Raw genomic sequence first — 14,484 nt, forward strand, 5'->3', positions numbered from 1 at the left:
TTTTTAGCTTCTGCTGCGCGCAAGATAGCTTGAGTCCACTCAAGGTTGTTTGTGTTAAATCCACCAACTGCATAACCGTTGTCACGAGCTGCTTGGACAAATTTTTCTGCTGAAACGATTGCCATTTTATCAGGCCTCCTGTATATTTTTATGGGTCATCCCATTTACATTGTTCATTTTATCACTTTTTGATAAAAAAATCTAGTTTTTCCCGCAGTTTCGATTGAATTTCTTCTAGCTTCATCTATGTAAACCCTTTCTATTCCTAGTCTTGGGCGGCTTTTGGAAAAGCTATGAAGAAGGTCAAACGATTCTCCTGCATTTCAAAACGATAAGCTAATTTTTCATGTTCTAATAGACTTTTGACCACAAAGAGCCCCATCCCCGACCCCTTGGCCTTACGACTAGCATTATCAGAAAAAGACTGGGCTAGTTTTTCTTGTTCTTCTGAGCTACAGCTATTTTCTATAAAAAGTTCACCTTCTCTTTCTCCAATGCTAACTAAGCCGCCTGGAACGGAGTGCTTGATAGCATTACTGATGAGGTTAGACAAAATCAACTTCATGACAGATGGGTTTAGATAAGCCTGCTGATGGGACAAGCTATTATCAATCTGAAGCTCTCTTTCCTTGGCTAGCAAGGCATAATCCTTGACTAGACTTTGCGTCATCTGGAGCAGGTCAATTTTTTCCCTATCATCTCGTAATTCCTGTACAGACGAGAGAGAAAGTATCTGGAGAACGTGATGATTGAGCTCATCCACAATCCCCAAGGCAACTCCCAGATAGTAGTCTCTATCCTTATAACGACCAATATTTTCCTGCATATTTTCAATCAAGATTTTGAGACTTGCCAGAGGTGTCTTCAATTCATGAGAAGCGCCCCGTAGGAATTCAACCTTCATCTTTTCCAGCTGGAGAATGGCTTCATTCTTGTCATGCAAGTCCGCAATGACAGTCAAAAGATGTTGGTAGAGGCTATTGATTTGTTCCTTGAGATCACCAATTTCGTCCTTAGAATCCACGCGCAAACGCACTTGGGCATCTAGCTCCATCATCCGACGGGTTACTTGCTTGATTTCCAAAATCGGTGCAACAATAGTCCGTGCATAAATATAGGCCACCAAGAGAGAAATTAGAAAGGATGTCAGCAAGGTGTAGGGGAGAAATTGGAGACTGATTTGCTCCGCTTCCTTTTGCAAATCCACGGAAGCTAAAAATTGCAGAGTCATGGTACTACCATCTTGCGTTTTCACCTCGCGCTCCTCGATAAAGAGAGAGGTTGTCTGGCGGTCTGTATCCAGAGGAAGGCTGTCCTTTACTTCTAACTTGTCCTCGGTCATTTCTCCCTTGACAGCCCCCTTGATATCACTAGTCTGGGAATACAAGTCTAAGACTTGCTCGATACTCTGCCTATCCTTTCCTTCTAGGGACTGGGCAATGGCTGTCGCTTTCTGGCCAATGGTTTCCTGACGATGACTCAGATAAGTCGAAGGAAAAAGAAAATAAATAGCTAAATGAAGACAAATGACCAGAACACTAAAAGTCGAGAAGGTGTAGATGAATATCTTTGTAAATAAACCTGTTCGTTTCATTTTCGCTCCAATTTATAACCAACATTGCGCACAGTGAGGATGCAGTCTAGGTCTAGCTTTTTCCGCAGTTCCTTGATATAAACATCAATGACTCGGTCAAAGGGAACCTCATCTGTCGCTTTCCAGACGGCATCGATTATCTGAGATCGGGTCAAGGCCCGTCCTTCATTTTTTACCAGATAGTCCAGAATTTCCAACTCTTTGGCATTGATGGCTACTTCCTCTCCTGCTAGACTGGCACTGTAGCTCTCAAAGTCCACTTGGGTATCCTTATAGGAGAAGATTCGTCCCGTATCGTAGTATCTCTTGAAAATCGCATCCACCCTCACTTTTAAGAGGGAGAGAGAAAAAGGTTTTTCCAGATAGCCATCTGCCAGAGAAGCAAAAGCACTCATCTTGTATTCCTCATCCTGAAAAGCGGTCAACATCAAGACAGGGACCTGGCTGGTTTTACGAATCTCAGCTAGGACTTCTAGGCCATTGAGCTTGGGCATCTGGATATCTAGTAAAACCAAGGCTACTTCATAGCTGGAAAATTTTTCTAAGGCTTCCTCCCCGTCTGCCGCCTCAATGATTTCATAACCGCAATCCGTCAAATAGTCACTGACCCCCTCACGGATCATCTCTTCATCTTCTACAATTAAAATTTTCATAAAAAAACGTTTCACATTCCTTTAAATTTCTTGTAAATCATCTCAAGTTCATCCTGAAAGAAAGAGGCCTTATCAAGATAAAATAGATAAAAATGCTACCTATATTATACCCCATTTAGGGGAGAATAGGTAGCAAGTTTGTTATTCGCTATCCAGCAGAAGCTCTTTTGGTTGTTTTCTAAGGAGATTGCTTGAAGCAAGCGCCATAACGAGAACCACTAGAACCAAGGCAAGGACAAAGACGATGATAAAATCTGATGTCTGAATAGAAATATCTAGGCTCGACAAAGTCTTACTAAAGCCATCTACTTCTGCACCACCACCAAGGTTAGAGGCTTGAGCAGCCTTGCTAGCCTGCTTAGCAACACCTGAAGTGACGTTGGCAAGAACAGTATTTCCGATTGCACGCGCTGTGTAGTTGGCTAGAAAGTAAGCAGAAACAAGAGCAGGGATGGCAATCAAGATGGATTCGGTGATGAATTGACCCAAGATACTTGCCTGCTTGAGACCGATAGAGAGGAGAATTCCCACTTCCTTGCGACGGGCATTGATCCAAAGGCTAAGCAAGAGGGCAAGGAGAAGAACTGAGAAGCTCAAGCTACCCCAGAAGAGGAGATTGGCCATCTTGTACATACCAGAAATGGATTGCTCAAGAGCTGGGTAGTTAGATGAGCTCTTAACGAGTGTATAGCTCTTCCAGTTGATACCACTGATGCCATTCAACTCTTTCATAACATCATCCAAGTTCTTGTCCGCTGTTACAAAGAAGGTTGCATCCCCATAAATGGCTGTGTCTTCTGTGTATCCATATAACTTAGCGGCCGTATGTATGTCTGTGATAGCTGTGTTTTCATAGAGTTCTTGTGAATAGGTTACTGCAGACTTATTGTGACCATCAAAGAGTCCCTTGATTGTCACTTCGACTGTTTCCTTGGCTCCTTTTTCATTGTCTGCATCGTAGATATTAGAGTCTAGTTTGACCTTGTCCCCTACTTTCCAGCCGTGTTTGGCTGCCAAGTCCTTGTGCAGGAGGATCTTGTCCTTGTCATCGTTGGTTAGGTGCTCACCTTCGACCAGCTTATAAGAACCAGAGACAAACTTGTCTTCTTTAGAGGAGTCATTGACACCTGTAATCATCAAGCTACTTCCAAAATGTTTGGCACGGTCAGGTGTCAGATTTTTCTTGGTTTCTGGCGTTTCGATGAGTTCATAGCCAGTCAAATCCCCAATAGCGTTGATGCGTTTCACATAAGACTCAATGGCCTTGTTTTCGGTGATTTTTTTGATATCTTCACCCTTGATATTCCCAGCACCACGTGGCGTTCCTTGATTGACGCGACGATTGATTTGCATGGAGAAGCTGTTGGTGATATTTTTAAAGGTCTCCTGAGAAGCCTTGGCAGTAGCTCCCTTGATCGACAAGCCGACCAAACTCAAGCTCGCCATGAGGAGAATAATCAGGAAGATGACAATCGATTTGAAAAACTTCCTTGTAACATAGGCAAATGCGTTGTGTAACATAGGTTCCCTTTCTAGATGTTGTTCTATTTTATAGTTCTAACAGAAAAAGCTCATATTATTTCGTATTATTTCATAGTATTGCGAGTTTCAGTCAGTTTCTTATCCTTCAATTCAAGTGTAATATCTGATGCTTGTGCCACTTCTTTGCTGTGAGTTACGACGATGACACATTTACCTGTTTTCTGGGCAAGTGATTTGAGCAGTTCGACAATATCTCCAGCAGTTTTAGGGTCCAGATTTCCCGTTGGCTCATCCGCTAGAATAACTGGAGCTTCTGATACCAAACTACGAGCAATGGCAACACGTTGCTGTTGACCACCTGATAACTGGAGAACATTCCGCTTGATCTGACTTTCATCTAAACCAAGTTCAAGAAGTGTATCCTTACTTGCCTTTTTATTGACCAAGCGGATATTTTCCAGTGGAGAAAGATAATCTATCAAGTTATAATTTTGGAAGACCAGGGAAATATGGTGCATGCGATGGTAAGAATAGCCCTTCTTACGAATGTCCTCTCCTTGAAAAAGGATAGAACCCTCAACAGGACTATCTAGACCAGCAAGTAGGGACAAGAGTGTGGATTTTCCTGCTCCTGACTCACCAATAATACTGTAAAATTTCCCGGGTTCAAAATTATAATTGATCTGATATAGGACTGCTTCAGCAGTGTTCTTATAACGGTAGGTAACATCTTGTAATTGTAATAAAGTCATGATTTCTCCTTCTTAACTAATAGATGATAAAATTTCTTTAGGCGATTTTCTAAATAAGAATAGGAAACAAAGGGCTACAGATAAGCAACTAAGCAGAACTAGAAAAACATAGGATTCTGCAAAAGATAGGATGCTGGTTGATAGACTGCTTGCTTTGGCTAGCGTGTCTTGTAAGCTTGCCTGATCTCCACTTGCTAATAGAGTTTGGAGTAGGTAAGATGTGATTGCGTTTCCTGCAACAAATGCTGGAAGCAAAGCACCAAGAGATACCAAAACTACCTCTAAACAGAATTGTAGGAAGATCGAGCTCTTACCTTTTCCAAGTGCCAGAAGGATTCCCACTTCGTAGACCCTTTCCCTCAACCAGAGAGACAAGACTAAAATTAAGGATCCAGCTCCTGCTATCAACATCCCATAAAGGAAGATGGTTAGGAAGGTTTGGAAGGTTGCCACTGAGTCTTTGATTTGTTCAAAAGCCTTGTTTTCCTTTTCGACTTGATAGCCTTGATTTTCCAAAGACAAGTTTTCTACCTGCTTCATGAGTCCGTCCATTTCCTTAGGATTTTCTACATAGAAGCGAGCTGCACTGACTAGAGATTCACCATTACCCAAAAGGCTTTGGCTACTTTCATAGTCTGTAAAGACTTGGTTTTCACTGAAGTCAGAAGACAAGCCTGTAAATTTCTCTTGTTTTTTACCAGAAAAGATGCCGACAATCTCAAACTCCACTGTTTGCCCTTTGCCAGCTTCTGACTGACCAGCATCCAAGCGAAACTTGTCATGAAGCGAAAGACTATTCTTCTTAGCCAACTCTTCGTGGATTAGGATTTTCTTGGAATCCCCTTTTTGAAGATGTCGCCCTTCTTTTAAGTTGAAAGCCGAGCTGGTAAAGGTGACATCCTTAGATGAATCTTCAAGAGCTGTTAAGCTAACCAAATTCTTATCCGCAGCGGACAAATCATCACGTTCCACGCTCTGCTCGCCACTCACTGCTTCCTTGTCTTTTAGTTTTGCGACCGTCTCGAGTTCAGGAGAAACATTTTCCAGTCCCTTAATCTTGCTTACAGATGCTAGGTCTGACAACTTGAATGTCTGACCATTTTCTATCTTCTTAATAGAAAAAGAGGTATTGAGTGATTTGTAAAGATTGGTTTCAACTGTTTTGTTGGACTTCATCAGAGTCAAACAGGCTGAAATTCCAGCCAATAGGACCAATAAAATCAGAAATAAAATAAAACTTCTCAGTCGTTTTCTGCTGACATAAGCCCAAGCTCTTTGGATCGGATTCATTTGTCACCTCCATATTTGTAAGACTATTATAAAATCCAAATATGAAATGTTTATGAAATACAAAAAAAGAGCAAAAATTTTTTGCTCTACTTGAATTAGATAAAAAAGAGCTAGCCTAAGCTAACTCTTATCCTATGCGGAGAGAGGGACTTGAACCCTCACGACCTAAAGCGGTCACAGGATCCTTAGTCCTGCGCGTCTGCCAATTCCGCCATCCCCGCGTCGATTACTTTACTAGTATATCAACTTTTAGGATGCTTGTCAACACTTTTTTTCAATTTTTTTCATTTCATCAACCAAATTACTCAGAAAGTTCATTTAGATTTTCATCTACTAACTTAGCTCCAAGTGTGTTTTTAAAATGACCTAGGGCAAATTGATGATTTTCAGGCCAGATGGAAGCAACAGCTGGTTTAACAATCTCGATGTCATATCCTAGATTATAGGCATCTATAGCTGTATGCAGGACACAGATATCCGTCAAAACTCCGGTTAAAATAACTGTAGAAATTCGACGCTCTCTCAAACGGATATCCAGGTCAGTCCCTGAAAAAGCTGAGTAATGGCGTTTATCCATCCAAAAGACACGACTGTCTGAACCATGCTCTTGATAAAAGGTCCCCAAATCTCCGTATAAATTCCGTCCACTAGTCCCAATCAAATTGTGAGGAGGAAACAGCTTGCTTTCTGGATGGAAACAATCGTTTTCTTCATGAGCATCTATTGTAAAGAAGATGTAATCTCCGCGTTCAAAAGCTAATCGAGTTACCTTGCTGATGGCATCCGAAATTGCCTGAGCTGGAGCACCTGCTGTCAGCTTCCCACTATCAGCAACAAAATCTTCTGTATAATCAATCGAAATTAAAGCCTTAATCATTAGTAATCTCTTTTCTTCACTTCTTCAAAAATATCTGAAATCAAGACCTTAAGATAGGTTCCCTTCATTCCAAGTGAGCGACTTTCAATAATTCCCGCAGACTCAAGCTTACGAAGAGCATTGACAATCACAGAACGGGTAATACCGATACGGTCTGCAATCACAGACGCAGTTAACTGGCCTTCATTTCCATTTAATTCCCCTAAAATTGCTGAAACAGCACGGAGTTCTGAATAAGAAAGGGTATTAACCGCCATGGTAACAGCAGTACGGCGGCGAATATTTTTCTCATCTTCTTCACGCTGGAAGTTGAGGAGTTGAATTCCAACAACGGTACTCGCAATCTCAACAAGAATCAAATCCTCGTCTTCGAATTTTTTATCATTGCGCCAAATAATCAAAGAACCAAGACGAATCCCTGATACATGAATCGGTGCAATAGTCGTCAAACCATCTGGAAAGTCGGCACGACTTTCCACAGGAAAAATACTTAAATCATGATCAACTGTCAGATTGGCTTCTGTATCGTAAATCATGTTCGCACCTTGAATGTAGTCATCTGGGAAAATTTTAGTTTGGAAGAATTGCTCTACACGATCTGTATTGGTTTTGTAACGCATAAAATAGCCAAGGAGACGTCCCTTGCTATTAACGATACAGGCGTTACAGTCAATAATATCTGCCAATTGACGGGTAATTGCATTGTAGGGAAGTTCTTCCTGCAACTGCTCCTCTGAGCGCTTCAGGATAGAAGTAATTTTTCTAGTTTTTTCTAATAAATGTGCCATTTTTCACCTCGAATATAATCGCTATCATTATAACATAAACAGCTTGAATTTTCAATTATTATCTGAAAATTGCTTATTTAATTGCAATTTAAAAAAACAAGAATATTTTTAATTAAATTGCTTCTTTTCTATTGACAAGCCCCCTATTTTTGTGTATCATAATATTATAAGAAGATAATATATCTATTTTATTTATCTTTCTTTTCCATTCGGTCTCCTTATATAAAAAAGCGATTCATTTTGAACCGCTTTTTCTTATTTATCGCCCTTGTTACGAATAACAAAGCCTGTTTGCTTTTCGCTTGAAGTATTGCGTGGTTTTTTATTATCTTTACGGTAACGTTTTTCCTTATCAAAACGATCGTTGCCACGACTTCCTTTTTTGAAATCATCACGACGACCACCACGACGGTTGTCTCCACGGCGATTATCACGACGGTCATCTCCACGACGACCTCCCTTACCTTTACCACCGAATCCATTACCTGATGGTTTAAATGGCAATGGTTTTTCACGTGCAATCTCCACTTCAGGAAGACTATCTGGGTCTTGAACAGTCAGACTCAAGATATACATTGCCAATTCTTCAGGAGTAAATTCGGCAGCCAGCTTACGAGCATCCTTACCAAATTTCTCAAAGTTGGCACGGATAGTCTCATCTGCAAAATCACGTTCGATTTTCTTGAGAGCTACGTGTTTTTTAGCTTGGAAGGCTTCTTCTGCACTTGCAGGTTTGAGACCTTTCATGCGTTTCTTAGTCAAGTTTTCAATGATTTGGAGGTAGCCCATTTCATTTGGTGATACGAAAGTAATAGACTGACCTGACTTACCAGCACGACCTGTACGACCGATACGGTGAACATAACTTTCAGGATCTTGTGGAATATCGTAGTTATAGACATGGGTCACACCTGAAATATCCAACCCACGCGCTGCAACGTCTGTCGCAACCAAAACATCAAGATTGCCATTTTTAAAGTCACGAAGGACACGAAGACGTTTGTTTTGGTCTAGGTCTCCATGAATTCCTTCTGCACGGAAGCCACGGATTTTCAAACCACGAGTCAATTCATCTACACGGCGTTTTGTACGACCAAACACGATAGCAAGCTCAGGCTGTTCCACATCCATAAGACGGGTCATGGTATCAAATTTTTCTTGTTCTTTAACACGAATATAGTACTGGTCAACCAATTCTGTTGTTAATTCCTTAGCAGCAATCTTCACATGCTCAGGTTCTTTCATAAACTGAACACCGATACGTTTGATGGCATCTGGCATAGTTGCTGAGAAAAGCAAAGTTTGACGGCTTTCAGGGACACGAGAGATGATAGCTTCAATATCTTCAAGGAAGCCCATGTTGAGCATTTCATCCGCTTCATCAAGTATAAGAGTTTCAATATCTTGTAATTTCAAGGCCTTGCGTTTAATCAAGTCCAAGAGACGACCTGGAGTTCCCACCACGATATGAGCACCAGATTTAAGAGCCTTAATTTGTTTTTCAATGCTTGATCCGCCATATACTGAGCGGACTTTGACTCCCTTACTACGGCCAAAGCGGAAGAGTTCCTCTTGACTTTGGACAGCTAGTTCACGAGTTGGAGCGATGACCAAGGCTTGGATGGTCGCTTCTTCTGTACGGATTTTTTCAAGGGTTGGCAAGCCAAAGGCTGCAGTTTTTCCTGTACCAGTCTGAGCTTGACCGATAACGTCCTTGCCTTCTAGAGCCAAGGGAATAGTTTGTTCTTGGATCGGGCTGGCTTCTACAAATCCAGCTTTTTCAATCTCTGCTAGCAAATCAGCAGACAAGTTTAATTCATTAAATTTCACGTTATTCTTCTTTCTAAAGGTGGTGCGAAGCCACCCTATAGGGCTTAGTTTATACTTTTCTTTTTATGACGTATTTTCATATACTGGATATAAAATCGTGTTGCTTCTTTTCCACAAAAGAAAAGTACTGTTTTCTTTGCAACCTATCTAGTATAACACAAGAGAGAAGCAAAAGATAGCCCAATCCTTCGATAATGTCATGTAAACGATTTTTCTGATAAAATAAGGCTGAAATTTACACTATTTCATAAACTTTTTTAAAGCGTAGCAGAATTGTGCAAAAGTTTTTTTCTTGTGCTAGAATGAAATTCGAATAGGAGGAACTCTAAATGTTAACTTATGATTTAATCGTTATCGGATTTGGTAAAGCTGGTAAAACACTAGCTGGTAAATTGGCTTCAGCTGGCAAAAAAGTTGCCCTTATTGAACGTAGCAAAGCTATGTACGGTGGAACTTGTATCAACATCGGTTGTATCCCAACTAAGACTTTGCTAGTTGCTGCTGAGAAGGACTTGTCTTTTGAAGAAGTGATTGCTACCAAAAACACGATTACTGGCCGCCTCAACGGTAAAAACTATGCGACTGTTGCTGGTACAGGCGTGGATATCTTTGATGCGGAAGCTCACTTCCTTTCAAATAAAGTCATCGAAATCCAAGCTGGTGATGAAAAGAAAGAACTGACTGCTGAAACAATCGTCATCAACACTGGTGCTGTTTCAAACGTCTTGCCAATCCCTGGACTTGCTACAAGCAAAAACGTCTTTGACTCAACAGGTATCCAAAACTTGGACAAATTGCCTAAAAAACTTGGAGTCCTTGGTGGCGGAAATATCGGTCTTGAATTTGCTGGTCTTTACAACAAACTTGGAAGCAAGGTTACAGTTCTAGATGCCTTGGATACTTTCCTTCCTCGTGCAGAACCTTCAATCGCTGCTCTTGCTAAACAATACATGGAAGAAGACGGTATTGAATTGCTTCAAAATATTCGTACTACTGAAATCAAAAACGACGGTGACCAAGTGCTTGTCGTAACTGAAAACGAAACTTACCGTTTCGATGCCCTTCTCTACGCAACTGGACGCAAACCAAATGTAGAACCACTTCAACTTGAAAATACAGATATTGAACTAACTGAACGTGGTGCTATTAAAGTAGACAAACATTGTCAAACAAACGTTCCTGGTGTCTTTGCAGTTGGGGATGTCAACGGTGGACTTCAATTTACTTACATTTCACTTGATGACTTCCGTGTTGTTTACAGCTACCTTGCTGGAGATGGCAGCTACACACTTGAAGACCGTCTCAATGTACCAAACACCATGTTTATCACACCTGCGCTTTCACAAGTTGGTTTGACTGAAAACCAAGCAGCTGATTTGAAACTTCCATACGCCGTTAAGGAAATTCCTGTTGCAGCCATGCCTCGTGGTCACGTAAACGGAGACCTTCGCGGAGCTTTCAAAGCTGTAGTTAATACTGAAACAAAAGAAATTCTTGGAGCAAGCATCTTCTCAGAAGGTTCTCAAGAAATTATCAACATCATCACTGTTGCTATGGACAACAAGATTCCTTACACTTACTTCACAAAACAAATCTTCACTCACCCAACCTTGGCTGAGAACTTGAATGACTTGTTTGCGATTTAAGTTGAGATTTAATCGTATCGAACAGCCCTCTGAGGGCTGTTTTCATTTCTGCGAAATCTCATACTCTTCGAAAATCAAATTCAAACCACGTCAGCTTTATCTGCAACCTCAAAGCGGTGCTTTGAGCAACCTGCGGCTAGCTTCCTAGTTTGCTCTTTGATTTTCATTGAGTATCAAATCTGTCTTTTCCTTCTTTTATGATATAATAGAAACATGAAATTAAAAACTACTTTGGGCCTTCTTGCTGGGCGTTCTTCCCACTTCATTTTAAGCCGTCTTGGCCGTGGAAGTACGCTTCCAGGAAAACTTGCCCTTCAATTTGATAAAGATATTTTACAAAACCTAGCTAAGAACTACGAGATTGTCGTGGTGACTGGAACCAACGGAAAAACCTTGACAACTGCTCTCACTGTCGGCATTTTAAAAGAGGTTTATGGTCAAGTTCTGACCAACCCAAGCGGTGCCAACATGATTACAGGAATTGCGACAACCTTCTTAACAGCCAAATCTTCTAAAACTGGGAAAAATATTGCCGTCCTAGAAATCGACGAAGCCAGTCTATCTCGTATCTGTGACTATATCCGGCCAAGCCTTTTTGTCATCACTAACATTTTCCGTGACCAAATGGACCGCTATGGTGAGATTTACACAACTTACAAGATGATTTTGGATGCTATTCGTAAGGTGCCTACTGCCACTGTTCTTCTTAATGGAGACAGTCCACTTTTCTATAAGCCAGCTATTCCAAATCCTGTACAGTATTTTGGTTTTGACTTGGAGAAAGGCCCAGCACAGCTGGCTCACTATAATACAGAAGGGATTCTCTGTCCTGACTGCCAAGGCATCCTCAAATATGAGCATAATACCTATGCAAACTTGGGTGCCTATATCTGTGAAGACTGTGGATGTAAACGTCCTGATCTCGACTATCGCTTGACAGAACTGGTTGAGTTAACCAACAATCGCTCTAGCTTTGTCATTGACGGACAAGAATACGGTATTCAAATCGGTGGTCTCTACAATATCTACAACGCCCTAGCAGCGGTTTCCATCGCCCGTTTCCTTGGTGCAGATTCACAACTAATCAAGCAAGGATTTGATAAGAGCCGTGCAGTCTTTGGACGCCAAGAAACCTTCCATATCGGTGACAAGGAATGCACGCTCGTCTTGATTAAAAATCCAGTCGGTGCAACTCAAGCTATCGAAATGATTAAACTAGCACCTTATCCATTTAGTCTATCTGTTCTCCTAAATGCCAACTATGCAGATGGAATTGATACCAGCTGGATCTGGGATGCTGATTTTGAACAAATCACTGAGATGGACATCCCTGAAATCAACGCTGGCGGTGTTCGCCATTCTGAAATCGCTCGTCGTCTACGAGTAACAGGCTATCCAGCTGATAAAATCACTGAAACAAGTAGTCTAGAACAAGTTCTTAAGACCATTGAGAACCAAGACTGCAAGCATGCTTATATTCTAGCTACCTATACTGCTATGCTTGAATTCCGCGAACTGCTGGCTAGTCGTCAGATTGTTAGAAAGGAGATGAACTAATGGTTTATACTTCACTTTCCTCAAAAGCTGGCAATTACCCTTATCAGCTCAACATTGCTCACCTCTATGGAAACCTCATGAATACCTACGGGGACAATGGAAATATCCTCATGCTCAAGTATGTGGCTGAAAAACTAGGGGCCCATGTGACGGTTGACATCGTTTCACTGCATGATGATTTTGATGAAAATCACTACGACATTGCCTTTTTCGGTGGCGGTCAAGACTTTGAACAAAGTATTATTGCAGACGACCTACCTGCTAAAAAAGAGAGCATTGACAACTACATCCAAAACGACGGTGTGGTTCTCGCTATCTGCGGTGGTTTCCAACTATTGGGCCAATATTATATTGAAGCTTCAGGTAAACGTATCGAAGGGCTCGGTGTCATGGGCCATTATACCCTAAACCAGACCAATAACCGCTTTATCGGTGACATCAAGATTCATAATGAAGATTTCGATGAAACCTACTATGGCTTTGAAAATCACCAAGGCCGTACTTTCCTTTCTGATGACCAAAAACCGCTGGGACAGGTTGTCTATGGAAATGGAAACAACGAAGAAAAGGTCGGCGAAGGGGTTCATTATAAGAATGTCTTTGGTTCCTACTTCCACGGGCCTATCCTCTCTCGTAATGCCAATCTGGCCTATCGCCTAGTCACTACTGCCCTCAAGAAGAAATACGGTCAGGACATCCAACTCCCTGCCTATGAGGACATCCTCAGTCAAGAAATCGCTGAAGAATACAGCGACGTCAAAAGCAAGGCTGACTTTTCTTAAACCAAGGAAAACTATATCAAAGAACTCCGCTATCTTACCGGAGTTCTTTTTGTCTTTTCTTTTACCCTTCTCCCTTGCATTTTCTCTCTTTTTTTGCCAAAATAGAGGGGTAGAAAGAAGGTAGCATATGTCTAAATTACAACAAATCGTAACATATCTTGAATCAGAAAAACTAGACGTCGCTGTCGTATCTGACCCCGTCACAATCAATTACCTCACTGGCTTTTACAGTGATCCCCATGAACGCCAAATGTTCCTTTTTGTCCTAGCGGATCAGGAACCCCTCCTCTTTGTCCCAGCCCTTGAAGTTGAGCGTGCAAGCAGCACTGTTTCCTTCCCAGTTGTGGGCTATGTGGATTCTGAAAATCCATGGCAAAAAATGAAACATGCTCTTCCACAGCTTGACTTCAAACGTGTCGCTGTCGAGTTTGACAATCTCATCTTGACTAAATATCATGGCTTGAAAACAGTCTTTGAAACTGCTGAGTTTGAAAACCTCACTCCTCGTATCCAACGCATGCGTCTCATCAAATCAGCTGATGAAGTACAAAAAATGATGGTTGCAGGTCTCTATGCTGATAAAGCAGTTAATGTTGGTTTTGACAATATTTCTCTTGATAAGACCGAGACAGATATCATCGCTCAAATCGACTTTGCCATGAAACGTGAGGGCTATGAAATGAGCTTTGATACCATGGTCTTGACTGGAGATAACGCTGCAAATCCACACGGCATTCCAGCAGCTAATAAGGTCGAAAATGATGCTCTTCTCCTCTTTGACCTTGGTGTTCTAGTAAACGGCTACGCGTCAGATATGACTCGTACAGTCGCTGTCGGTAAACCTGACCAATTCAAGAAAGATATTTACAACTTGACTCTTGAAGCCCAACAAGCTGCTCTTGAATTTATCAAACCAGGTGTGACTGCCCATGAAGTAGACCGCGCTGCCCGTGAGGTCATCGAAAAAGCTGGTTACGGAGAGTACTTCAACCACCGTCTCGGTCACGGTATCGGTATGGATGTCCACGAATTTCCATCTATCATGGAAGGAAACAACATGGTCATCGAAGAAGGCATGTGCTTCTCTGTTGAACCAGGTATCTATATCCCTGGTAAAGTCGGTGTCCGCATCGAAGATTGCGGTGTTGTTACCAAGGATGGCTTTGACCTCTTTACAAACACCAGCAAAGACTTGCTTTATTTTGATTAATATTCTTCCAAAATCTTCCCACA

13 protein-coding genes and 1 tRNA gene are annotated in these 14,484 nt (G+C 41.5%); 4 read left to right on the top strand and 10 right to left on the bottom strand.

From position 1 onward, the window contains the following. The 10 genes from PAN07_RS15435 to PAN07_RS15480 all read right to left on the bottom strand — a co-directional run. The coding region (locus PAN07_RS15435) for a class II fructose-bisphosphate aldolase (protein WP_269798295.1) at positions 1-125 on the bottom strand (125 nt) is incomplete at its 3' end. Between the two features lie 140 nt (positions 126-265). After that, positions 266-1,594 carry a sensor histidine kinase VncS gene (gene vncS / locus PAN07_RS15440; RefSeq protein ID WP_269798282.1) on the bottom strand — a complete coding sequence of 443 codons (1,329 nt, stop codon included), beginning with the start codon at positions 1,592-1,594 and terminating at the stop codon, positions 266-268. Beyond that, a complete protein-coding gene (vncR, locus tag PAN07_RS15445; RefSeq protein WP_004269838.1) occupies positions 1,591-2,247 on the bottom strand; it encodes a response regulator transcription factor VncR in 657 nt (218 codons plus the stop codon). The genes vncS and vncR overlap by 4 nt, the downstream gene beginning before the upstream one ends. 141 nt (positions 2,248-2,388) lie before the next feature. After that, positions 2,389-3,768, bottom strand: a complete 1,380-nt coding sequence (vex3, locus tag PAN07_RS15450; RefSeq protein ID WP_223330709.1) for an ABC transporter permease subunit Vex3 — start codon at positions 3,766-3,768, stop codon at positions 2,389-2,391. A gap of 65 nt (positions 3,769-3,833) precedes the next feature. Next, positions 3,834-4,481, bottom strand: a complete 648-nt coding sequence (gene vex2 / locus PAN07_RS15455) for an ABC transporter ATP-binding subunit Vex2 (RefSeq protein ID WP_049531391.1) — start codon at positions 4,479-4,481, stop codon at positions 3,834-3,836. A gap of 12 nt (positions 4,482-4,493) precedes the next feature. Further along, the gene (locus PAN07_RS15460; RefSeq protein WP_084863039.1) at positions 4,494-5,771 is read right to left on the bottom strand and encodes an ABC transporter permease; all 1,278 of its coding nucleotides are present in this window, start codon (positions 5,769-5,771) and stop codon (positions 4,494-4,496) included. A gap of 135 nt (positions 5,772-5,906) precedes the next feature. After that, positions 5,907-5,992 (bottom strand) — tRNA-Leu (locus tag PAN07_RS15465). A gap of 80 nt (positions 5,993-6,072) precedes the next feature. Continuing rightward, positions 6,073-6,648 carry an isochorismatase family cysteine hydrolase gene (locus PAN07_RS15470; RefSeq protein WP_084863037.1) on the bottom strand — a complete coding sequence of 192 codons (576 nt, stop codon included), beginning with the start codon at positions 6,646-6,648 and terminating at the stop codon, positions 6,073-6,075. Further along, positions 6,648-7,436, bottom strand: coding sequence for a GTP-sensing pleiotropic transcriptional regulator CodY (gene codY, locus PAN07_RS15475; RefSeq protein ID WP_000940738.1), 789 nt, complete (start codon positions 7,434-7,436; stop codon positions 6,648-6,650). Before codY ends, PAN07_RS15470 begins: the two co-directional genes overlap by 1 nt. Before the next feature lie 255 nt (positions 7,437-7,691). Next, complete coding sequence (locus PAN07_RS15480; protein WP_061589876.1) at positions 7,692-9,266, bottom strand: DEAD/DEAH box helicase; 1,575 nt, start codon at positions 9,264-9,266, stop codon at positions 7,692-7,694. Positions 9,267-9,595: 329 nt separating this feature from the next. Here PAN07_RS15480 and PAN07_RS15485 point away from each other — a divergent pair, with 329 nt between their 5' ends. From PAN07_RS15485 to PAN07_RS15500, 4 genes are all read left to right on the top strand, one after another. Continuing rightward, positions 9,596-10,912, top strand: coding sequence for an FAD-containing oxidoreductase (locus PAN07_RS15485; RefSeq protein WP_269798283.1), 1,317 nt, complete (start codon positions 9,596-9,598; stop codon positions 10,910-10,912). A 213-nt stretch (positions 10,913-11,125) separates the two neighbouring features. Then, a complete protein-coding gene (gene murT, locus PAN07_RS15490) occupies positions 11,126-12,469 on the top strand; it encodes a lipid II isoglutaminyl synthase subunit MurT (protein WP_084863032.1) in 1,344 nt (447 codons plus the stop codon). Beyond that, positions 12,469-13,251 carry a lipid II isoglutaminyl synthase subunit GatD gene (gene gatD, locus PAN07_RS15495; protein ID WP_000263159.1) on the top strand — a complete coding sequence of 261 codons (783 nt, stop codon included), beginning with the start codon at positions 12,469-12,471 and terminating at the stop codon, positions 13,249-13,251. Before murT ends, gatD begins: the two co-directional genes overlap by 1 nt. A gap of 127 nt (positions 13,252-13,378) precedes the next feature. Further along, a complete protein-coding gene (locus PAN07_RS15500; RefSeq protein ID WP_084863030.1) occupies positions 13,379-14,461 on the top strand; it encodes a Xaa-Pro peptidase family protein in 1,083 nt (360 codons plus the stop codon). The last annotated feature ends 23 nt before the right edge of the window (positions 14,462-14,484 follow it).

The sequence above is a fragment of the Streptococcus sp. SM5 genome (genome assembly GCF_027497975.1).